The organism is Pseudomonas sp. Sample_21 (assembly GCF_004307525.1).
GTDB classification, from domain to species: domain Bacteria; phylum Pseudomonadota; class Gammaproteobacteria; order Pseudomonadales; family Pseudomonadaceae; genus Aquipseudomonas; species Aquipseudomonas atacamensis.
In genome coordinates this window covers 1-22,891 of the sequence record NZ_RCNZ01000119.1, presented here as the reverse complement: position 1 = coordinate 22,891, position 22,891 = coordinate 1, and the positions used below count along the sequence as shown (strand labels likewise).

Sequence of the window (22,891 nt, the reverse complement as noted above, 5' to 3'; positions counted from 1 at the left end):
TTTGAGTCCTACGGAAACAGGAGCGTTTTGATCAGATATGGGGATATTTCTGACGACTTTTTCAGGTTGGTCGTCGGACGCCGGGTCTATAGGATCAGTCCTGACATTGAAGTCATCGAGCGCACAGATCGCTCTGGACCCGGACAAAGGATGGACTATGCGAATCCCACTGATTGAAAGCCATACGCCTGCTTACTCGCCTCGCCATTACTGGCGCGACGATCGCGCCAGGTGTCCCTCGGAGGACGTTGCCATGCCGAGCGCCAAAGTGCCCCGGCTCACGGGCTTGAAGAAGCTCGAGGGCAAACCTCTGGAGTTGCTGTTGCGTGGGCAGGATACCGGCGACGATCCGATGCTCATCCTGCGCTGCACAAGCGAAGGATTTGAGCTGCTTGATGTGGTTAACATGATCGCAACCTCCGAGCTGTACCAACAGGGAGAGATGGTCAAACGTATCACCGGCAAATCTGTGAGAACCGTTCGACGCCTGCTCAAGGAAGGCGCGTCGGTGCGCCTGGACACGCCGCAGAGCGTGATCGCCTACCAATATGCCGCTGCGCTGGAACTGGCCATCGAAGTAGTCGGGCGTCAGGCCAAGGCCGAATCATGGCTGGAGCAACGCGCTACTTACTTCTACGGTTATGTGCCGCTCGATCTGGTTGGACATGCGCTGGGCTTCAGGATGGTGGAGGAGTATCTGAACCAGATCAAATACGGGGTTTATCAATGAACCCCTTGCCCTGGGATGATCGCTGGTACGCCTGGCGGCTGGATCGCGAGGTGTACAGCGAGACCTGGGACAGCGGCCTTGGATCGAAACGGGACGGCGGCCGCTGGAATACGCCCGGCCGCAGAGTCGTTTATGCGTCGGTCGACCCCTCCACGGCGATACTGGAGGTGGCCGCCCATGGCAGCTTCGATGCGCTTGATCAGGAACCCTATGTGTTGACCTGTTTTGAAATCACCCACGACGCCAGCGTCAGAATCGTGCAACCGGAAGATGTGCCCAATCCGCATTGGCTCACCCCGATCAAAACCTCACCCAACCAGCGAAAGTTCGCCGATGCACTGTTGGCTGAACATCCATTTATTCTGGTGCCGTCGGTGGCCACCCGACACTCGTGGAATTTGCTGGTGAGTTGCGATCTGGCGGAGGGTCAGTTCAGGATGGTTTCGCAAGAGCGGTTTGGGCTGGATACGCGGTTGTTGCAGGAGGGTTGATCGTACCTCCGGGAGCGGAGCGCGAAGCCGAGCCCTGCGCTGATCTCCTGCATGAACGACAAATCCCGTCACAAGGACGGGATTTGTTTGAGCCAGGCTGCTTCTTACGAAGGGAACAGCTCGGACAGTTTCATCGACAGCATCATGTCGCCTTCAACGCGCAGCTTGCCGCCCATGAAGGCCTGCATGCCGTCGGTTTCGCCGCTGACGATGTCTTTCAGGGTCTGGCTGTCCAGCACCAGCGTGCAGTTGGCGTCCGGGTTTTCACCTTCCTGAATTTCGCAGGTGCCGTCTTTGACGATCAGTGCGTATTGCTTGTCTTCGTCGGTGATGTTGAAACCGAAGACCAGGTCCAGACCGGCAGCGGCGGCTGGGTTGAACTTGGCTTGCATTGCTTTTACGGCATCAGCTACGGAGGTCATGGTTCGATCCTTTCTTGGTCATGGGAGCTGGGTGGTTACAGCCAGGGTCACAGTAAGCCGGACTCAGCGAAAAGTGATGAGTTCCGGGGCCTTCAGCAGTTGCAGGTGTGCGTGACTGTTGAAGGAAGCCAGAGCCACCTCGCGACCACGAAACTTCAATTGGTTGAGCGAGGTGTTGACGATTTGCCAGTTCAATTCAAAGGCCTGTCTGGCAGGCATTTGCGTAATCAGGTGGAGCAGGGCAGTGATGGTACCGCCGGAGGTAAACACGGCGATTTTCTGGTTCTTTTCCGCCAGGTCGAGGATGCGGTGCAGCCCGGCCTGAACCCGTTCGACGAAACCCAGCCAGCTTTCCAGTCCGGGTGTGTCGTAGGTGCCGGCGAGCCAGCGCTCGACGATCAGGGCGAAGATGCGCTGGAATTCACCGCGGTTCTGCGCGGCGTTACGCAGGATGTCGAGGGCTTCCGGCTCTTCCGGCAGCATGGCCGGGAGCAGAGCGCGGATCACCCCATCGGCATCGAATTCGTTGAAGGCGGAATCGGTTTCGAGGACTGGAACCGGCAGGCCTCTGGCGCTGAATTGCTGCAGTGCACTGGTGGCCGTGTGTTGTTGACGACGCAGGTCACCGGCGAGGCAACGATCGAAGCTGATACCGAGGTGGGCGAGGTGCTGGCCGAGGATTTCTGCCTGACGCACACCGGTCGGCGACAGCACGTCGTAATCGTCTGCACCAAAGGAGGCCTGGCCATGTCGTATCAAGTAGATGCTGCCCACGTCCGCGTCGTCCCGGTACGTTGAAGGTCAGGCGAGGTTATGAGGATGGCGTAAGGCTGTCAATGAAAAAACATACGCTTGTTTGAAATGCCCGTTACAGGCGTGTTGCCAGAGGTTTCACGGCTGGCCGATGAGCCGGCGCATGGGTATGCTGGAGCCATTCCGCGTGTAATACACCGTCACGCATTGCTTTGAGGAGTCTCTGTGGATTTTTTCACCGAATACGCCAGCTTCCTGGCCAAGACCGTCACGCTGGTGATCGCCATTCTGGTGGTGCTGGCCAGTTTTGCTGCATTGCGCAGCAAGGGCCGACGCAAATCGGCGGGCCAGTTGCAGGTCAGCAAACTCAACGATTTCTACAAGGGGCTTCGTGAACGCCTGGAGCAGACCCTGCTCGACAAGGATCAGCTCAAGGCATTGCGCAAGGGCGAAGCGAAAACGGAAAAAAGCGCGAAGAAACAGAAGAACAAGCCTGAGACCAAGTCCCGTGTGTTCGTGCTCGACTTCGACGGCGATATCAAGGCTTCCGCCACTGAAAGCCTGCGCCACGAGATCACCGCGCTGCTGACCCTGGCCACGCCGAAAGACGAAGTGGTTCTGCGTCTGGAAAGTGGCGGCGGCATGGTGCACAGCTACGGTCTGGCGTCGTCACAATTGGCGCGCATTCGCGACGCTGGGGTGCCACTGACCGTGTGCATCGACAAGGTCGCGGCCAGCGGCGGTTACATGATGGCGTGCATCGGCGACAAGATCATCAGCGCTCCGTTCGCCATCCTCGGTTCGATCGGCGTGGTCGCGCAATTGCCCAACGTCAATCGCCTTTTGAAGAAGCACGATATCGATTTCGAAGTGCTGACCGCCGGTGAGTACAAGCGCACCCTGACCGTGTTTGGCGAAAACACCGAAAAGGGCCGCGAGAAGTTTCAGGAAGACCTCGACATCACCCATCGCTTGTTCAAAAACTTCGTCGCCCGTTATCGCCCGCAACTGGCGATCGATGAGGTGGCTACCGGTGAGGTGTGGCTCGGTATCGCTGCGCTGGAAAACCAACTGGTGGACGAACTGAAGACCAGCGATGAATACCTGGCACAGAAGGCCAAACAGGCCGAGGTCTATCATCTGCACTACGCCGAGCGCAAAAGCCTGCAGGAACGCATCGGCATGGCTGCCAGCGGTTCGGTGGACCGCGTGCTGTTGAGCTGGTGGAGCCGTCTTACCCAGCAACGCTTCTGGTAAACCGCAGGCATAAAAAACGCCGGTCACATGACCGGCGTTTTTGTGTCTGCGACAAACGTCCGACGCTTAGCGGCGACGGAACAGCGGCAGTGGTTCGTCAGCGGCAGCCTGGTAAGTCACCGAGAAGTCCTTGAGGCCTTCCAGTGCTTCGTACGGGTCTTTGTCCGCGCGAATGGCAAAGGCGTCGAAACCGCAGCGATGCATGTAGAACAATTGGTCCCGCAGTACATCGCCAATCGCACGCAGCTCGCCTTTGAAACCATAACGGTCACGCAGCAGACGGGCATTGGAGTAGTTACGGCCGTCGGTAAACGCCGGGAAGTTCAAGGCGATCACCTGAAACTTGGCGACGTCCTCACCGATTTCCTCGGCCTCTTCATCAGCATCCAGCCACACACCCAGACCACCGTCGCGGGCCAGGAGCATGCGGCTGTGTTCGCGCCACAGCTGCAGCGGCACGATCAGATCGTCGCAGTTGCTGATTTCATCGATATTGAAATCCTTCGGCAACAGATGCCAGGTTTCGTCGACGACTTCGTTGTTCTTAATGATTCGCTGCATAGACGCGTTCCTTGAAGAGGTCGATGCCAATACGCTGATAAGTGTCGATGAAGCGCTCGTCTTCGGTGCGTTGTTCAACGTACACGTCGATCAGCTTCGAGATCACGTCAGGCATGGCTTCCTGTGCGAAGGACGGGCCGAGGATCTTGCCCAGGCTCGCATCACGGCTGGCGCTGCCGCCGAGGGAGACCTGATAGAACTCTTCGCCTTTCTTGTCCACGCCGAGAATACCGATGTGGCCGACGTGGTGATGACCGCAGGCGTTCATGCAACCGGAGATGTTCAGGTCCAGCTCGCCGATGTCGAACAGGTAGTCCAGATCATCGAAGCGACGCTGGATCGATTCGGCAATCGGGATCGACTTGGCGTTGGCCAGCGAGCAGAAGTCACCGCCTGGGCAGCAGATGATGTCGGTCAGCAGGCCGATGTTCGGCGTAGCGAAGCCGCCTTCACGCAACTCGCCCCACAGGGTGAACAACTGACTCTGCTCGACGTCGGCAAGAATGATGTTCTGCTCGTGGGAAGTGCGCAGTTGCCCGAAACTGTAGCGCTCGGCCAGATCGGCGACGGCGTCGAGTTGCTTGTCGGTGATGTCGCCAGGGGCAACCCCGGTCGGCTTCAACGACAGCGTCACAGCCACATAGCCGGGTTTCTTGTGCGCCAGGGTGTTGCGGCTGCGCCAGCGGGCGAAACCCGGATGCTCTTGGTCCAGATCGGCCATTTGCGCAGTCTGGTTGTCGAGGGTTTTGTAGTCCGGGTCGACGAAATGCTTGGCGACGCGATGCAGCTCGGCTTCGGTCAGCGTGGTCTGGCCACCGCGCAGGTGCTCCATTTCCGCATCGACTTTCTGCGCGAACACTTCAGGCGTGAGCGCCTTGACGAGGATCTTGATCCGCGCCTTGTATTTGTTGTCGCGACGGCCGTAGCGGTTGTACACCCGCAGGATGGCGTCGAGATAGCTCAGCAGGTCTTGCCAAGGCAGGAATTCATTGATGAATGCGCCCACCACCGGCGTACGCCCGAGGCCGCCGCCAACCAGCACGCGGAAACCCAGCTCGCCAGCAGCGTTGTAGACAGGTTCCAGGCCGATGTCGTGGACTTCAATGGCAGCACGGTCGCTGGTCGAGCCGTTGACGGCGATCTTGAATTTGCGCGGCAGGTAGGCGAATTCCGGGTGGAACGTGGTCCACTGGCGGACGATCTCGCACCATGGACGCGGGTCGATCACTTCGTCGGCAGCGACACCGGCAAACTGGTCGGTAGTGACGTTGCGCAGGCAGTTGCCGCTGGTCTGGATCGCATGCATCTGCACGGTCGCGAGTTCAGCGAGGATGTCCGGGATGTCTTCCACCGCAGGCCAGTTGAACTGCACGTTCTGCCGCGTACTGATGTGGGCGTAGCCCTTGTCGTAGTCGCGGGCGATTTTGGCCATCATGCGCACCTGGCGCGAAGTGAGCTGGCCGTAAGGCACCGCCACGCGCAACATCGGCGCGAAGCGCTGGATGTACAGGCCATTTTGCAGGCGCAGGGGGCGGAATTCTTCTTCGCTCAGCTCACCTGCCAGATAGCGTCGGGTCTGATCACGGAACTGCTTGACGCGGTCCTCGATGATCCGCTGATCGTACTCGTCGTATACGTACATATAAGTCCTGTTCTCAGGCTTGGGCTACTCGGAAAACGCTGCGTTTTCGCTTGCTGGAGTCCGATGTTGCCTCTGCAATTCTGCGCGCACGGCCGCGCACTCCGTCACGGAGCCGGGGCAATATACCCGTTTGCAGTTATGCGCAAAAGTGATGTTTGAGTATATGTAAAGAACCAAATCGCCTAACGCGAATGCCGGTCATCTAATCCACGTTTGTCGTGCGGACAATCATCGTCTTAACTGTGATCGAGTCTTTGTGCAATCACCGATAAAACCGACAAGAGGCGATGCAATGAGCAACCCGACCAAAGCCAGGAAAAGCGACAGCAGCGTCGATGCGTGGGCCATTTTGTTCCTGATCATTCTCGTTGTAGGAACAGCGGTCTTCTGGGTCAGCCATCAGTAAATCAGCGTTCCGGGCCTTTCTTCCAGGGCCCGGATAGCTCGAGTCGGTGCCCGGCCTGGCGCCATCACACCCCGGCCAGATACAACACCAGTTTGACGATGGCAAACAGCGTCAGGCCAAACACGGCTGTAAACAAAACGCCGAGAATCACGAAGTGGCTGGGTTTGCCGTGGGTAAAGTCCCTTTCCCGGTTCTTGCCGCTTTGCACGCCGAACGCCGCTGCCATGACGCTGTGCAGCATCTGCCAGAAACTCGGCGGTTTGTTGTCGACTGGATCGTCCATAAATCCCTCTGCGAAAAATCGTCCCCCGAAGCATAGTCAATCGCTGTGGTCACGGATGCCGCGTTACAACTTTTGCGCACGGGATATAGCCATGTACCGCCGGACAGCGCGGCGTCAGTGATGTGCTGTCGCTCCATTTACAGGAGCGATGTATGTCCACCGATTCACACGTTTCGACCGTAACCGAGCGCCCCCTCAAACCTGCGGCGTCCGAGAGCCTTCACGCACCCTGGCTCGAGTCCGTGATGCCGCATTGGCTGATTCAGGCGCCGGTGCACAGGAAAACCGAGCTCAAGCAGGCGCAGACAGTGTTCCCACGCTGGTACACGCAGGCGACGCCGGCCCAGCGTCAGGTGGTCAATACCAGCTACAGGATGAGTTTTATTGCTCAGACGAGGCTGGACCGCTCCATGTCCACCTTCAAAGACATCGAAACCTTCGCCCGGCCGCTCCTGGCGCAGGCGCTGGAACACCGCTATCAGGTCGCCGTGGATCTGGATAACACGCTGTTGTGCCTCAGGCGGCCAATACGCGCTGGCATTCTCGGCGAGGAAATCGGTTCATTCGAGGCATTGACGCTGCCGATGCTCCAGGCCGCTTTGCACAACTTCGAAAGTGATGAGTGTGCTTACGGCGCCTTTCACAGCAGCTCTGGCTTCGCAACCGCAACCGCCGTAAAAGGTGCCCTCAAGGCTGTTCCGGTGAATGTGTCGGTCAGGAACTACCTGAACCTGTGCCGCGAACTGGATATCGGTGCCCGGTACCAGGCTTATCTGACAAGGTTTTTCCATCCGGTCGATCCGGCCGCGGAAGCGAAGTTGCGCCGGCACTTCATCGCCAGTCAGAAAACGGCCATGCGCGCGGCAGCCGAACGCGCACTGTTGACCAAGGATATTCAACCTGAAGATCACGCGATGATTCTCGCGGTGATCCACGGCGAAAGGCACCCGCGAATCGGCGACAAGCAGGTGTGGTTTCAAGACCTGGGCTTGATGCGGCACCGGCTGGTCGGATGTGTAGTGTTCAAGATCGCGCAAAAGTATGGCCCGGTGGACGCGGTAATTCTGTACGTCCCCAACGATCCGGAACACCCGCTCAAGCGCTATACCGGCACGCAAATGCAGGACACCTTCAAGCGCCTGCTGAGTGCTCGCGATGCGCAACAGGCGGACAGCACGGCCCCTACGTCCTATCAACGATTCTTCAGTCAGTTCTTCCCATATGAGAAGCGTGCGTATTACTTCAGCCAATTCGTAAAGTCTGCAGACGGCGCATCGGATTGGCTGTCGTCACCGTGGCGCAAGATTCTGCAGACAACGTTGATTTTTGTAGAGATCTGGAAGACATCACCGAAATATCAAAAAATGATCCCGGATACCGATCCTTACGTGGCAGTTTCGTTGATGCCGCACCTTCAGGTATATCCGTGGGCGAGGAATAGCGACCTCTGGGCGTACTTGTACGAAAAACATCGTGACAAGGTCATCAACGACGCTCGTGGTCACGCGGTACCTACCGCCGACGTCGACGCCAAGGCGCGCGATGCCAAGCTGTCCGGGCTGCTGCAATTTGGTCTGCTGGCGCTGAACATGGCGTCCATGTTCGTTCCGGTACTGGGCGAAATCATGCTGGTTGTCATGACGGCCCAGTTGCTCTACGAAACTGTCGAAGGCGTGATCGAGTGGAGCGAGGGGGATAAACACGCCGCCAGGGCGCATCTTGTCGACGTGGCTGAAAACCTTGCGCAGATCGGCGCGATGGCCGCCGCAGGAGCAACATTCAATCGGGTGACAGCCGTTAAACCGGAGCCGGTGATCGAAGATCTGCACCCGGTGACGCTGCCTGATGGCAAGAGGCGCCTGTGGCGGCCGACCTTGCGCGGCTATGAACAAGCGCTCATCCCCGGCAAGTTGTCGCGGCCCGACGCGGCGGGGCAGTACCGCGTCGCCGGCACAACCTGGATGCGCCAGGGCGGCAGGCTCTATGAGCAGACGTTTGACCGCTCCAGCGGGCACTGGCGGATGAAACATCCCACCGATTCTCTGGCTTACCAACCGTTGCTCAGCCATAACGGCCACGGTGCCTGGCGCCTGAGCCTGGAACAGCCCATGGCGTGGGATCGCTTGACCCTGCTGCGACGCATCGGGCACCTCACCGATGGTTACTCCGATGACACCTTGCTGGCGCTGGCCGATATCAGCGGTATCAGCGATGGCGCCCTGCGCAAGATGCATCTGAATCAGTTGCCCCCGCCCCCTGAACTGCGAGACGCCATGCGCCTGTTCGATGCCGATGCACAGGCGAGGCAAATGGTCGAGCAATTGCGCGGAGCCAGGCCCATCGACGAGCACTACCTGTATGCAGTCCCGCTGGTCACCGAGATGCCCCGTTGGCCTGCCGATCGGGTTCTGGAGATGACAGCTGATCCGCATGGAGCAGGGCCGTCCATCCGCTATGGTGCGCAGAATACGCTGCCCGGTTTGGGCCAAAAGCCCGCTATCCGCCTGACACGCACGCAAGTGTTGAACGGGGAAATGCCGGCGCGGATTCTGGCTGCGTTGGAAGAGCAGGAAATCAACTATCTGCTGGGACGCACGGCTGCCCAATTTCGCCCGGCACGGCCCGATGAGTTCGGCAAACAACTCGCCGAGTACGCCTATACGCGTCAACCGGCGATTTTTGACAGTCTTTATCGGGGTACCGAATCGTCGAGTGCGCCCGTGCGCCTGTTGCAGCGTGAATGTCCCGGTCTCAGCGACGTGGCTGCCCAGGATGTGATCGAGCATGCTTCGACGCACGAGCTGGCCCGAATGGATGCGACCGGGCGTTCCCCTTTGAGAATGCTGGAAGAGGCTCGCTGGCATGTCCGCCATGGTCGCCAGACCCGCGCATTTGCCGGTTTGCACAGCGAAAACCTGGCGTCGGCGGACAGTCGGCGACTGGCTTTGCACGCGCTGGAACAATTGTCTGGCTGGCCGCACTCGCTGCGTGTGGAAATTCGCGAGGGGAGCGTGACTGGCACCTTGCTCGACAGCATCGGCGAGCCGATGGCGCCGGTTAGACGCTATCTGGTGAAAAACGGACCCTTCTATCAAGCGTTCAATGATCACGCCCAGGCATTGAACAGAGTCTCGAGGGTCCAGGACAGCTTTTACAGTTCGCTCATGCACGCGTTGCCTGAGGACACACGTTCATCAATCGGATTGTCTGTCGGCAACGCCCATGGTGAGCTGCAACAGAAAATCATCGAATCGGTCCACCTTCATCGAGCCGAAGCTGCGCGATTGCTGTCGCCGGCTGCAAAGTGGTTCAAACCGCCGGTACGCGTGGGCGCACGACTGCTGGGTTATTACGCCAGTGGCCGTGGTACAGGCCTCAATCCATCCCTCGAATCACGCATTGCGCATCTATACCCCGAGTCGCGCCAGGCACGGGCATTTCTCGCCCGGCAACACGGCCAGAGTGAAACGCAGATTCAGCTCGAACTGGAATCTCGCCGCCAGGATTGGGACGCGTTGAACGTTGCACTTGAGCGATGGCAGGCAGCGCCGAGTGATAGCCGCACTGCAACGCACAGGGCGCAACTGGCACAGACACTGCGAGAGACATGGCGTAATGGTCCGCTGGACGGGCAGGCGGCGGAGGCGGCCCGCCTGACAATCCATTGCGACACGCCATTGCCCGAGCTGAGTACAGGCTTTCCCCACGTGCGTGAACTGGCCATCACCGGCATCGGCATAACCGACGCCAATGCGGACGGGTTTCTGGCGGCGTTCCCGAATGTCACCGATTTATGGCTCGGTGAATTGAGGCACTATGGCCAGACACCTGTCACCCGACCGCTTAGCACATTGCCAGAGGCGGTTGAGCGGCTGCCCGGGCTGAGACGTCTGCGTTTATCTACCGATGCGCCATTGCTCGCGGAAAGCTTTGCGCGAAGGCTGGGTGGACTGACTTCGCTGGAGGAACTGCGCATCGACTATCACGGATTCGATTCCACCACCTTGCATGGTCTTGACCTGCAATCGCTGACACGACTGCGCAGATTACGCATCGATGCGCCCCAAGCGTTATGGCGATGGCCGGCATACGTTGAACGACTTCAGCAGCTCAGACGCCTTGACCTCACGCACACCTTGATCGAAACCTTGCCCGACTCGCTCTACAGCGGCCAGGAAAGACTCTGGGCCGGGTTATCGCTGGATTGGTCACGTGTCACCCCAGCGACGTTCCGCCGGGCCTATGAGTTTGTCAGCCGCCACTCCGGCCCGCGCGGCCACCTGCTCGATGTGCATCAGATGGTCAGTGACTATTGCCGCGCCGAACTCGATAGCATGGCCGTCGCCCCGGATAGCGCCGACCCTTTGCTGCAGGCATTCAACGCGGCCTGGTCAACACCGTCGGCAAGGGTGGCGGCGATCGAGCAGCTTCGGGCCGAACATGAGGCCATCTTCGCCGCGTTTTATCCGCCATCCCCGCGCCAGGGATCACGCTATGCAGCGCCCGCGCGGCGCTGGTCGACAGGGGCCAGCGCGGACCTGTTGCATACGCTGAAAAGCAGCTGGCACGGTGCGATTCGTCAGCGCTATGGCCTGTCTGCCGACGTTGAGCGCTTTAGCTTCGTCGAGCTGCCCGGCGCCACCACCCGTGTCGAGCTTCCTTCGTTGCCGGCCGGCAGTTTCGCCCATGTGCGCACGCTGCGTCTGGGAGGGCTGAACGTGCCCTCCGGCCAGGCGCGGGATTTTATTCGCGCCTTCAGTCATATCGAAACGCTTGAACTGGAGGGATGTACGTTCACCGAGCTCCCTTTTGCAGCCCAGGAATTGCCCGCGCTGCGTCGGCTCGACGTGTCCGGTAACAGAATCACGGTGACGGCAATGGTCCAGCGCCAACTCAATGCGCTGCGACAACTGGTACGACTGAACCTGAGTCATAACCCGCTTGGGCGACTCGATGCCACGGCTTTGAGCGGGCTCGAGGCCTTGAATCTGAGATCGACGGATTTGCTGGCCTGGCCCACCGGGGCGGAAACTCTGCCACGGCTGTCATGGCTCGATTTACGAGACAACCGGATCGCGTCCCTGTCGCCGCTAGCGCTGGCGCATCCTGACGCATTGATGAGGACGAATCTGTCGGGCAACGCCTTCAGTGCCGATGGTGAGGCAGCTTTTCACGCGGCGCTGCAGCGCATCGAGCAGCAGCGGGGGTTGGGCCAGGGCACGTTGTCTCGCTTCGCCGCAGAGCCGGTGCCTGAGCATTTTCCGCCGTTGGAAACCGGCGGTTCGTTCAGTGATCTGCTGCTGCCACTCCCGCAGCCGGCGCCTGTCAGTTCAGGCGCTTCGGGGCATTTGCAGCGGTTGGCGGTGATCCTCAATCGCGAACGGGCGCAACGCAGTCTGCTGGTGCTGCGAACACGGGCCTTGAATGACGCTCAGATTGATGCGCAGATCAGCCAATGGCATTTGAGCTGCGAGGCGCTGACCCGTCAGTTGAACGATTGGCTCTATACCAGGGAAGTACGAACGAACACTGTCCTGGTCAGTGCGCAAGTGCGTTCGCTGGTGGCCCGGCGAATCAGCGAGACGTGGCGCGACACCCTGACCCGGCACCCCGGCGGCGATGGCCTGGAGCTCGAATTGGCAGGATTGCAGACCGGAGAACTGCCGACGCTTGTGGTGCAGTTTCCGGGCGTGACGACGCTCGATCTGAGCGGTGCAGGGATCACGGCGCGGGGGAGCGCGGGTTTTCTCGACGGTTTTCCCGACCTCGAGACTTTGTATCTGAGTGGTAACGAATTGGGCGCGGTGCCTGCGCCGGTGCTGCACATGCGTCATCTCACGCGCCTGGACATGCAGTATTGCAGCTTGCGCAGTGCGACGAGTGTTTACCGTTTGCTGGGCAACGCGCGGCTGCGCACGCTGGATTTGAGTTACAACGAACTTCGGGTTTTCAATCCGCCCGATTATGGCGTGATCGAGTCTCTGGATCTGCGCTACAACCAACTGAGCGAATGGCCTGACGGTGTGTTGCGGGCGCCCGGGTTGCAGGCCCTGAACCTCAGCGGTAACGCAATCGCGGAAATCCCCACGGCGCTTTTCGATGGCGATCATTCGGGTTTGATCGCAGGCTCGGATCTGTCAGAAAACCGCAATTTGTCGCTTTCTGCATTGCAAGACCTCAGGCGTTACAGCCGCGAGCGCGCCATACCGCATGTGCTGGGCATGACGCGCGCGCAGATTGAGACGATGATCAACCGTCAGGTGTTCGGTGATCTGTTCGGGATTCCCGAAGACGGTGCTCCAACCGATAACGCTGGCGGCGTTGTCGACGATCCCCATGCGCAGGTATTTCCCGCCGAGAAAGTTTTTGACCCAGCCAACGATGTCGCGCCACGCTCACGCGATCCGTGGCTTGTGGACAGCGATCCGCAGTGGGTTGCGCGCAGAACCGAGCTCTGGGGGCAATTGGCGCAAGAGCCGAATCACGAGCGGTTTTTCCAGTTGCTGCGCTTGTTGCTCGATACGCAGGACTACAGGCTGTTGCGAGGCGATCTGACGCAAAGAGTCTGGCGTGTCATGGAGGCCGCTGAGGAAAATACCGAACTGCGGCAACTGTTGTTTCAGGGCGCCGAGACCCACGGCACCTGTCCGGACGGGCGGATTCTGACATTCAGTGATTTGGAAGTGCGGGTCGCGGTCTATCACCAGTTGCGTGACATACCGTTGAATCGAATGGCGTCCAGAGGTCGGGCGCTGCTGCGTCTGTCGCGGCAACTGTTTCGCCTGGATCGCGTCGAGACGCTGGCTGAAGCTGCCGGTCTGGGTATGGATCGTGCTGAAGTGCGCCTTAAATATCGTATCGGTTTGACGGGCGGCTGGGGCGACGGTGTCGATTTACCGGGCCAGCCCGCGTCGATGATTTATGACGTTCCGCTGAGTGAGGAACTGCTGGAGTACACCCGCGCCTCGATTCTTGAGGCAGAGGGCACCGATGCGCTGTCCGTAAGCATGGCAGAGCGCGACTACTGGATCTCTTACCTGCAAGATCTTCACCCACAAGAGATGGCCGCGCTGGACGTTGCGGTTGACGAGCGACGCCAGCAACTGTGGGACCAGCTCAATCAGCGTCTCGCCCGCCATGAACTGAGTTCCGAGGAATACGACCTTGAGCTGAACAGGTTGGGCAAGGCCATGGACGTGCTGCGCACACAGAAACGCGCCGAGCTGACACGCCGGGTGATCAGCGAGCTGAACAGCTTCGCCGCGGAATCTGAACAACCCGGCCGCCTGCCACCAACATCCGGTTCCTGAGGGCACCCTGCTGAGGCGGTCCGAGGCAGGCCAAGTCACATCCGCTTACCACTGCTGGTTGCGCAATACCCGGATAACGCAGAAGCGATAACGCGACATGGTTTGCTGAACGCTCCATCAACAAGGAGTGACCATGATCGCTATTTCCCCAAAACCCGTGTCGACGCAGCCTGCGTCGACCGATCAGCCGGCAGACGCCAGTCAGTCAGTAAAGCTCGTTGCAACGCAAAGCCTGCACGGCGAATTTCTCGAAGCTTCGATCCCGCAATGGTTGACCGACGCTTCGCCGCAACGGCGCGAAGCCTTCAAGGCGGTTGCGACAGCATTGCCAGCCTGGTACCAGGATGCGACGCCGGCCCAGCGCAAAACCGTGGACGACACGTTCAAGGCCAGTGTCATCGCCCAGAACAGTCTTGACAAGCGCATGGCGAAACTTCAGGACGTCGAGACGTTTGCCCGGCCATTAGTCATCAAAGCGCTGAAAGACAAACACTCGCTGGATATCGATGTCGACAAAACGCTGCTGTGTCTGCGCCGCCCGGTGGAGATGGGTATCCAGCAAATCGAACTGGCCTCATTCGAGGTGCTCAAGCTAACGCTGCTGGAAGCCGCACTGCACAACTTCGAAGCTGGCGAATGCGAAGGGACCTACCATTCGAGCTCAGGTTTTGTGGTGGCAGGGTCCACGGCGCAGACGTTCGACCATGTGAGCATCGGTATTTCGGTCAGCCAGTTTCTGCACCTGTGCCGCGATCTGGATATCGGCCAGCAATACCAGACTTACCTGCAAGAATTTTTTCATCCTGAGGAGGCGGTGGCGGAGGCAGTGCTTGCCGAACGCTTCATTGCCGCGCAGAAGGCGACGCTGCGCGCTGCGGCCGAGCAGGCGCTGTTGCAAAAGGATATCGAGGCGGCGGATCACGCGATGATCGTCTCGGTGATTGACGGCGAGATGCATCCCTGGATGGGTAAAAAACAGGTCTGGTTCAAGGACCTGGGGTTGATGAAAAAAAGACTCACCGGCTGCGTCGCGTTCGTCATCTGCGAGAAATACCGCTATACCGACGAACTGATTCTTTACATCCCGCACGATCCTGAACACCCGCTCAAGCGCTACACGTTCCAGCAGATGCGCGACGAACTCAAACGCTTGCTTACTGCACGCGACGCTTTGCAACAGACGGGCGCGGAGCCCACCGCCTACCAGCGCTTTCTCAGCCAGTTTCTGCCTTATGACCAGCGTCCCGAGTATTTCAGCCAGTTCAGGCAGAAGGCGGCTGACTCACCCGGCGATGGCTGGGATCTGCTGCGTTCGCCATGGCTGTCGGTGCTGCAGGGCTTCACCGCCGGCTCGGCGTTCACCCGCATTCAGCAGGTACCGCCCGAACGCCAGGTCAAATGGGAGCCAGTGGCGGACCCTTACATCGCACCGTCCACCCTGGGACGCAAGGGGCAGGGACTTTGGGCTCCCAACGAGGACCTGTGGCAATACCTCTATAGCCAAAACCGCACCAAGCTGATCGATGATGCCCGAAGCCATGCGGTACCGACTGCCGAGGTAGACGCGCGAGCAAGGGACGCCAAACTGGCGCATCTGATGCAACTTGGCATGCTCGGTCTGAACATGGTCTCGATGTTCGTGCCTGTGTTGGGCGAAGTGATGATGGTGGTGATGGCCGGGCAACTGCTCTATGAAACGCTTGAGGGCGCAATCGAATGGGCCGAGGGCGATCGGCGGGCGGCCAAGGATCATTTGATCGATGTGGCGGAAAACCTTGCGCAGGTTGCGCTGATGGCCGGTGTGGGCGCCGCAGTAAGGAAAATCTCAAGCGCCAAAGCCGTGCCGGTCATTGAAAGTCTGCATCCGGTGAAGTTGCCCAACGGCGAAACCCGGCTGTGGAAACCCGACCTGAGCGCTTACGAGTCGGCTGTCGCACTGCCTGTCAGTCCCGGGCCAAACAGTGCCGGCCAGCACGTGCTTGAGGGTAAAACCTATATTCGCCAGAGCGGCAAGGTCTATGAGCAGTTTTTCGATGAATCGATCGGCAAATGGCGGATCAGCCATCCGACCGACATCAACGCCTGGCAGCCGGTGCTCCACAGCAATGGAAGCGGTGCCTGGCGCCATACTTTGGAACGTCCGCAGGATTGGGATCGTCTGACCCTGTTGCGGCGCATCGGCCATGCAACCGAAGCGTTTTCCGATGCACAGCTGATCAAGGCTGCCGATATCAGCGGTGTCAGTGAAGCCGCGCTGCGCAAGATGCACATTGATTCTTCGCTGCCACCACCGGAACTGACCCAGGCCATGCGCATGATGCAAGCAGATGGCAACGCAGCACTGGTTGTCGAGCAGTTGCGCGGGACCAAACCGATCGATGAACTGTACCTCTACGCGTTGCCGCTGATCACCGAAATGCCGCGCTGGCCGGAGAACCGGGTGCTGGAAGTCTTCGACGGCGAGCAATTGTCCGGCAAGTTCGTCAGGTATGGCGCCGCGCGGCGGTTTCGCGATGTCGGCGTCAAGCCACCCATTCAGATATCGCGGGCCGATATCTTCAGCGGTGAACTGCCAGCACGTATTCTCGCAGGGCTGGACGAGTCAGAAATCACTCGGCTCCTCGGCGAGCAGGGGGCACGCGTGCGCGATGGCCGACCGGCAGAATTTGGCAAGCAGATCGCCGACTACGCCAACACCCGCCAGCCGGCGATCTACGACAGCATTCATTCGGGCACCGACCCCGTCGATCCGCAGGTTGCGCGCTTGCAGAAGGCCTGCCCGGGACTCAGTGAACCGGCGGCGCGAACGGTGCTGGCACATGGTCGACCCGATGATCTTCAGCGACTCGGCTCAGGGCAACGAGTACCGCTGCGCCTGTTGGAGGAGGCCCGCTGGTACGCGCGGCAAAGTCGACAGGTAGCGGCATATGCCGGTCTGCGCAGCGAAAACGTCGCGTCTGCGGACAGCCGGCGCCTGGCGTTGCACACGCTGGAGCAATTGGCGGGTTGGCCCGACAGCCTTCGCATTGAAGTACGCGAAGGCCACGACGCCGGCATGCTGCTCGACAGCATCGGCAGTGAAACCGCCGGCGAGAAAAAATACCTGATCAAAACAGGCGTTCAGTTTCAGGCATACAACGAGCGCGGTGAGGCACTCAACAGCCTGCCTCGCGACGGCGACAATTTTTACTCGTCGATCATGCATGCCCTGCCTGATCATGCGCGCCGCGGCCTCGGTGTCCCTGAGGTCGGGCAGTCCGCAGAGTTGCAAGCAAAGATCATCGATCACGCCGACCAGCACCAGGCTGATGCACCCGCGTTGCTGGCACCTCAGGTCAAGTGGATAAAGCCCCCGGTGCGGGTGAACGCTACCTTGATCGGTTATCCCGCCAGTGGACGCGGCGCGGGATTGGCACCGAACCTGCTGGCTCACATCCAGGATATCTACCCGCAATTGAGCGACGAACAGGCTCGTGGCTTTCTCCTTGACCAGTATCGGGCAGGAAAAAACGACCGGGCCATTTTCGAGCTGTTGCAATCACGTCGGCGTGAGTGGGAACAGCTCAATGCGACGCTGGATGAATGGGCGGGGACAGCGACGGCGGCGCCCTGGGAACGCTCCGGAACGAATTACAAGTTTCGCACCGCGCAAGCGCTGAAAACCTGCTGGCGCAACGCTTTGTCCACTGGGGTCGCGGGTGCCGATCAACTCTCGATTCTCACCTACGATCCTCTGCCAGAGATGACCGTCGACTTTGCTCACGTGCGTGAACTGTCGATTGGCGGCGGAGGTTTGACCGACGCCAACGCCGATGCCTTCCTGACGCGATTTGCCAATATCGAAAAGTTGTCGCTGGGGGAGCGGGGCAGTCTGTTCGGCACCTACATGGAGCACGAGCAGTCACTGACGACGTTGCCCCTGAGCGTGACTCGCATGTCCGCGTTAAAAAAGCTCAAGTTCCGAACGCCAGCGCGGGTGATGGCTGCCGATCTGTCGACAAGATTGCGTAGCCTGACCGCGGTTGAGGAGCTTCATCTCGATTTTCCCGGCGGCGCAGGCAGCCCGCCCGAGCTGGACCTGGCTCCCCTTGAACGACTGAAGAAACTCAAGATTGAAGCGCCGGGCCTGACGCAGTGGCCGACTTATGTGGAACAACTGCCTGAGCTGGAGCGTCTGGATCTGACGCAGACCGCCATCGCATCCCTTCCACAGACCCTTTATGTCGGGCACGAGAGACTCTGGGCCGGTTTGTCCCTGGACTGGTCGAGGTTCTCCCACGGAGCGTTCAAACCGGCTTACGACTATGTGAAAAACTACATGGGGGAATGGGGGCATCTGGTTGATCTGGACTTGATGGTCCGCCGCTACTGCGCCGGGGAACTGCAGTTTCTGACGGGTGAGGCCGGCCGTCTCAACCCGTTACCTCAGCGCATCATGAGTCTGTGGAACACACCGGAGACCCGACTTGGAGCCGTGGAGATTCTGCGCGTGGAGCACAGCGCAATTTTCCGCCAGTTCTACGAGGCCAGCGCATCCGCAGAGTTGCGTACGGCGACGCCGGCAGCGCGCTGGCAAGCGCCGCCCAATGCCCGGGTGGTTCGTGCACTGGAAAAAAACTGGCGCGCGGCCATACGCCGGCGTTATCGCTTGAACGATGACGTTCGTCCCTTCAATGCTGAGGACTGGATATCCGCCAGCGATCTGGACGACGCCAGCATGTTTGAACTGGTTGACACCGCCTGGGCGCTGGGCGCGGAGTCGGTGAGTGAGCTGCCGCAATTGCCGGCCGGTACGTTTGCTCATGTACAGCGGGTTCGGCTGGACCGCTTGACTGTGCCGGTCGAACAAATCCGCGGCTTTCTCCAGGCGTTCAGTGGCGCCACAAGCCTGGAGGTCACCGCCTGCGGATTGACCGAAGTGCCGGTGCGGCCAGCCGATTTGCCCCGGCTCACACAGCTGGACCTGTCTTTCAACCGAATCGCCGTGACCCCTGAGGTGCAAGATCAATTCGACGCGCTGAGCAATCTCGAGCATCTCAATGCCCGCCTCAATCGGCTGGACACACTGGACGTTTCTCGCCTGACCGGCCTCAGGACGCTCAACCTCAGCTCAAACGGGCTCAATGTGTGGCCGAAGGGGGCGGAGAGCCTGGCGCATTTGCAAGCAATGGATTTGCGGCATAACACCATCGGCTCGCTCCCCGATCACGTGCTTGCCGACAACGCTGTGCTGCTCAAGACCCGGCTGCTGAACAACCGCTTCAGTGTCAGCGGCGAAGCAAGCCTAAAGGCGGCGCAGCGACGTATCGAAATGACCTTGGGTTTGCCCGAAGGGGCGCTGCAACGGTTCGAATCGCAAGCGCCATCGATACCCGCCGGTTCCAGCGGTGCCACGCCTGACACGGCACTCAATCGCGCCGCTCATCTCTTGCCACTGCCATCTGTCTCGGTCATTCAGCAAGGCACCGACATGCATCGCGCAGTGCTGGAAATCTTTCCGTCACTGTCGCTTGAAAAGGCCCAGGCCAGCGTTGAGCGTTTACGCACTGAAGGCCTGTCCCCTGAGCAAATGGTCGGCAGACTGAATCAGTGGCGAGCAAGTAACGAGGCGTTGACGCGTGAGTTGAACGGCTGGATCTTCAACCCGGCGCAAGGGGCTGGTGAAGGGGCGTCGTCAACAAGATTCTTTGATGCCTCCAGGATCCGCGCTTGCTGGCGGGACGGGCTCACCGGCCATACCGAATCCGCCGGACGGACGCTGAGCCTGTCAGCGGGCGGCTTGGGTGATTTGCCTGCGCTGTCGAACGTGTTTTCCCATGTGCGGACGCTCGACCTCACCGGGGCCAAATTTTCCGTCGAGAGTTTCAACCTCTTCTGCCCGGCGTTTCCTGAGTTGACCACGCTGATGCTCAATGGCACGGGCCTGGCACGCCTGCCGGACGCTGTCGGCAGTCTTAGCCGGCTCGAACGGCTGGAATTGAGCGGCAATCGCCTGGCCGTGGCGCAATCGGTGTATCAGCACGCGAGCGGGGCGCGGCTGCGCTGGCTCGACCTCAGTCACAATCAGCTGGAAGAATTCAACGCCGGAACTTTCAGCAGTCTGCAAACCCTCAACCTCGGCCAGAACGGCCTGGATTTCTGGCCTGAAGGCGTGCTTGAACTGGCGCATCTGCAAAGGCTGGACCTGTCGGGCAACAACGTCATGGTTTTCCCGGACCGGCTGTTGGGCGGCAATCATGAGGCGCTCGTGGCAGGCACCGATCTGTCGGAGAACTCGCTGTCGCTTAACGCATTGGAGCAGATCAGGGACTACAGCGTCGCGCATGGCGGCAGTGACGTGCTGGGCTACACGCCGGAGTCCTTGCAGCGCTTGATCGCCGAGCGTATGAGCGACTCGGAAAGCGATAGCGGATCCGAATCGGATTCGGATCGGGGTTCGGACCCCGACTCCGATAGCGACGATGGTGATGATCCGCGTGGCGGAGGCGGTGGCGGTAGCAGTAGCAGGCCCGTGGATATGCATGCCGGTGTGGAGGCTGCGGAGGTGATTGCCAATCCGGCGCAGGACGTGGCGGCGCCGGCGATGGATATATGGATGACCTATACGCATGCAGATGCGCGTGCAGCGCGGCAAGCGCTATGGCTGCAATTGGCTCGACAGGCCAACCATGAGGCGTTCTTTCATTTGCTCTCGACCTTGCCCGACACCCTGGAATTCAGGTTTGCCGGTGCCGATCTGACCCACCGGGTCTGGCAAGTGATCCAGGCTGCCACGGAAAACGCTGAACTGCGCGAGCTGTTGTTTTTCAACGCCGAAACCCACGGCACGTGCCCCGATGGCCGGATCCTGTCGTTCAGCGAACTGGAGACCCGCGTCTACGAATACAACGCTCTGCGCGACATTCCGCGGCATCGTCAGCTGCAACGCGGCAGAGCGCTGCTCGATCTGACTCGACGGCTGTTTCGCCTGGAAAGGGTGGATCGACTGGCCGAAGCCGCCGCCAGGAACAAGGATCGCGCGGAAGTCCGCCTGCAATACCGCATCGCCATGACACGCGGCTGGCCGGACGACCTGGAGTTGCCGGCGCAACCCGAACACATGTTGTACGCCTCACCGATTCGCGGGCGACGATTGCTCAATGCGCGTGCCTCGGTTCTCGCGGACGAGGCATCACCCATCTTTCTGGAGGATCTGATTGCGCGGGACTACTGGATCCGCTATCTGCAGGATCGCCACGCCGAGGCGTTCGAGGCACTTGAACGCGACGCTACCAGGCGGCACGAAGCGGTCGAGGATGCCTACCCGGACAGAGAAAACAGCGATTATCTGGATGCGATGAGGGTGCTTGAAATCGAACTGGCGGACGCGCGCATCGAGAAACTCAAGGCTTTGACTCGCACAGAACTGGAGAGCCTGGCGTCGCAGGATGCGGGAGCGTCGCCATCGGCCCCGTCTTCACCGAAACCCGGGCCTTCGTGGCGCCGTGACTGACTGATCGAGCAGACCTGGGAGCAGCGCGCTCCCAGGTCCGCGGCCCGATCAGCTGTCGTAACCCAGATTTGGCGCCAGCCAACGCTCGGTCACGCTCAGGTCCTGGCCTTTGCGCGCGGTGTAGCTCTGCACTTGATCCTTGTCGATCTTGCCCACGGCAAAGTACTGCGCCTGCGGATGGGCGAAGTACCAGCCGCTGACCGCTGCGGCGGGGAACATTGCGTAGTGTTCGGTGAGGAACACGCCACTGCGCCCGGCGCGCATTTCGGCAGCCTCTGGATCGAGCAGGGTGAACAGCGCGGCTTTCTCGGTGTGATCCGGGCAGGCCGGGTAGCCGGGAGCAGGGCGGATGCCACGGTACTGCTCTTTGATCAGCGCATCGTTATCCAGGGTCTCGTCCTTGGCGTAACCCCAGTGTTCTTTACGCACTTGCTGGTGCAGCCATTCGGCGCAGGCTTCGGCCAAGCGGTCGGCGAGGGCCTTGACCATGATCGAGTTGTAGTCGTCGCCCGCGTCCTGATAGGCCTTGGCCACTTCTTCGGCACCGATGCCAGCGGTGGTGATAAAGCCGCCGACATAGTCGGTGACTTCGCTGTCCTTCGGCGCCACGAAGTCGGCGAGGCAGAAGTTCGGCTTGCCGTCGGTCTTGATGATCTGCTGACGCAAGTGATGCAGCTTGGCCAGCGGCTTGCCGTTGTCGTCGTACAGCTCGATGTCGTCTTCGTTGACCTGATTGGCCGGCCAGAAACCGAACACCGCACGGGCGCTGATGAGTTTTTCGTCGATGAGCTTAGCGAGCATTTCCTGCGCGTCCTTGTACAGCGCAGTGGCGGCTTCACCGACCACTTCGTCTTCGAGGATGCGCGGGAATTTGCCGGCCAGATCCCAGGAAATGAAGAACGGTGTCCAATCGATGTACTCGGCCAGTACCTTCAAATCGATGTTGTCGAGCACCTTGCTGCCGGTGAAGGTCGGTTTCACTGGCTGATAATTGGCCCAGTCGAATTGCGGCTTCTTCGCGATCGCGGCGGCGTAGCTCAGGCGTTCAGTACGGGCGCTGCGATTGGACGTACGCTCGCGCACGTCGATGTATTCCAGGCGGGTCTTCTCGACGAAACCGGCCTTGAGTTCCTTGGACAACAACTGTGTCGCCACGCCGACGGCGCGCGAGGCGTCGGTCACGTAGACCACGGCATCGTTGCTGTACTTCGGCTCGATCTTCACCGCGGTGTGCGCTTTCGACGTCGTCGCGCCACCGATCATCAGTGGCAGGTGGAAATCCTGACGCTGCATTTCGCGGGCAACGTGGACCATCTCGTCCAGCGACGGCGTGATCAGGCCGGAGAGGCCGATGATGTCGCACTTTTCTTCTTTGGCGACCTGCAGGATCTTTTCGGCCGGAACCATCACGCCGAGGTCGACAATGTCATAGCCGTTGCAACCGAGCACCACGCCGACGATGTTCTTGCCGATGTCGTGCACATCGCCTTTGACCGTGGCCATGAGGATCTTGCCCTTGGCTTCCGGCTTGTCGCCTTTCTCCA

At 60.0% G+C, this 22,891-nt stretch carries 11 protein-coding genes; 5 read left to right on the top strand and 6 right to left on the bottom strand.

Annotated features, from left to right (window positions below; translation table 11 throughout):
• Positions 1-253: 253 nt before the first annotated feature.
• Positions 254-730 (top strand): MbcA/ParS/Xre antitoxin family protein, encoded by a 477-nt coding sequence (locus D8U71_RS22980; RefSeq protein WP_130888756.1) that lies wholly within the window; start codon positions 254-256, stop codon positions 728-730.
• Complete coding sequence (locus D8U71_RS22975; RefSeq protein WP_039758650.1) at positions 727-1,221, top strand: RES domain-containing protein; 495 nt, start codon at positions 727-729, stop codon at positions 1,219-1,221. The genes D8U71_RS22980 and D8U71_RS22975 overlap by 4 nt, the downstream gene beginning before the upstream one ends.
• A 104-nt stretch (positions 1,222-1,325) precedes the next feature.
• Here the strand turns inward: D8U71_RS22975 and D8U71_RS22970 are convergent, their stop codons facing one another.
• Together D8U71_RS22970 and D8U71_RS22965 are read right to left on the bottom strand one after the other, a co-directional pair.
• On the bottom strand, positions 1,326-1,643 hold the full coding sequence (locus D8U71_RS22970; protein ID WP_024012726.1) for an SCP2 sterol-binding domain-containing protein: 318 nt from the start codon (positions 1,641-1,643) through the stop codon (positions 1,326-1,328).
• A gap of 63 nt (positions 1,644-1,706) precedes the next feature.
• Positions 1,707-2,417: a histidine phosphatase family protein gene (locus D8U71_RS22965; protein WP_130888755.1), complete on the bottom strand. Its 711-nt coding sequence runs from the start codon at positions 2,415-2,417 to the stop codon at positions 1,707-1,709.
• 204 nt (positions 2,418-2,621) lie between these two features.
• Between D8U71_RS22965 and sohB the strand changes: the two genes are divergently transcribed.
• A complete protein-coding gene (sohB, locus tag D8U71_RS22960) occupies positions 2,622-3,653 on the top strand; it encodes a protease SohB (protein WP_016774479.1) in 1,032 nt (343 codons plus the stop codon).
• 66 nt (positions 3,654-3,719) lie between these two features.
• On the opposite strand, the gene D8U71_RS22955 is transcribed toward sohB, so the two are convergent.
• From D8U71_RS22955 to D8U71_RS22945, 3 genes are all read right to left on the bottom strand, one after another.
• Positions 3,720-4,214 carry a DUF934 domain-containing protein gene (locus D8U71_RS22955; RefSeq protein ID WP_016774480.1) on the bottom strand — a complete coding sequence of 165 codons (495 nt, stop codon included), beginning with the start codon at positions 4,212-4,214 and terminating at the stop codon, positions 3,720-3,722.
• A complete protein-coding gene (locus tag D8U71_RS22950) occupies positions 4,198-5,856 on the bottom strand; it encodes a nitrite/sulfite reductase (protein WP_130888754.1) in 1,659 nt (552 codons plus the stop codon). Before D8U71_RS22950 ends, D8U71_RS22955 begins: the two co-directional genes overlap by 17 nt.
• Positions 5,857-6,326: 470 nt before the next feature.
• Positions 6,327-6,545: a DUF2970 domain-containing protein gene (locus tag D8U71_RS22945; RefSeq protein WP_016774481.1), complete on the bottom strand. Its 219-nt coding sequence runs from the start codon at positions 6,543-6,545 to the stop codon at positions 6,327-6,329.
• Between the two features lie 152 nt (positions 6,546-6,697).
• Between D8U71_RS22945 and D8U71_RS22940 the strand changes: the two genes are divergently transcribed.
• Both D8U71_RS22940 and D8U71_RS22935 read left to right on the top strand, forming a co-directional pair.
• Positions 6,698-13,855 carry a DUF6543 domain-containing protein gene (locus D8U71_RS22940; RefSeq protein WP_130888753.1) on the top strand — a complete coding sequence of 2,386 codons (7,158 nt, stop codon included), beginning with the start codon at positions 6,698-6,700 and terminating at the stop codon, positions 13,853-13,855.
• Between the two features lie 133 nt (positions 13,856-13,988).
• Positions 13,989-21,347, top strand: a complete 7,359-nt coding sequence (locus D8U71_RS22935) for a DUF6543 domain-containing protein (RefSeq protein WP_130888752.1) — start codon at positions 13,989-13,991, stop codon at positions 21,345-21,347.
• 48 nt (positions 21,348-21,395) lie between these two features.
• Here D8U71_RS22935 and D8U71_RS22930 read toward each other — a convergent pair.
• The coding region (locus tag D8U71_RS22930; protein WP_177434935.1) for a vitamin B12 dependent-methionine synthase activation domain-containing protein at positions 21,396-22,891 on the bottom strand (1,496 nt) is incomplete at its 5' end.